Below are 778 nucleotides of genomic sequence, written 5' to 3' on the forward strand. Positions count from 1 at the left end.
TCCCCTTAACATTATCCAGTAAACGCTTAATTTCCCCTCTGGAATACACCACCGGATAGTATTTGCGTGGATTTGCTTTCACATAATCGCTAAAATCTCCCAGTTCCATCTTACGCACCTCGCGCAGGAAAAAGACACCCGCGTTTAAGGCCTGCCGCTGCGTCCCCGCCGCCACGCCTTCCTCCACCGCAAGATAACTCAAAAAACGCTTCAAGTCTTCCTCCGCGAAAGCCTCCAACCCATCCTTGCTTCCAAGGAAACGCTCCATCCTCCGAATCCAGCCCAGATAGGCCTCTTCCGTGCGGTAGGCCATCTGCCGCACCCGCATCAAACGCACCGTCTCCTCAAACCACGGATCCATCGGCACCTTCGCCTGCATCTGCGCCACCGTGTAGGCATAGTGCTGCCGCCCGTCCTCGTAGCCTTCCTCCACCATCGGTGCTTCGTCATCTTCCTGCATCCCGCTCCGGGGGCTGTCGTCGGTCGCCCCGGCCAACACCTTACCCTCTGCGCAGCTCTCAATCTTTTTCGCCGCCTTGTGCCGCCGAGACGGCGCCTTCCGGAAAAACCAGTTCAGCCCTTGGCGCCACTGCTCGACTTGCCAGTCCTGCGGTCGGCGCGTCTCAATCAAATGTTTTAGGAACATCCGCGCCGAGTCCTTCGACGCAGCCATATGCTCCCGCTTCAAATGACCAAGGAACCAGTTGATGATGACACGATGACGATCACGCACCTTGTCCGGCAAATCCGCTGCCTTCAGGGCGTCCGACCAGTTAGG

General features: G+C 57.7%; 1 protein-coding gene. It reads right to left on the minus strand.

What is annotated here, in order from left to right; all coding sequences use genetic code 11:
* Positions 1-778: site-specific integrase (locus QEH59_RS18625; RefSeq protein ID WP_308986893.1), on the minus strand; the 778-nt coding region annotated here is incomplete at both ends.

This window comes from Thalassobacterium sedimentorum (assembly GCF_031127905.1).
In the GTDB taxonomy this organism is placed as follows: Bacteria; Verrucomicrobiota; Verrucomicrobiia; order Opitutales; family Coraliomargaritaceae; genus Thalassobacterium; species Thalassobacterium sedimentorum.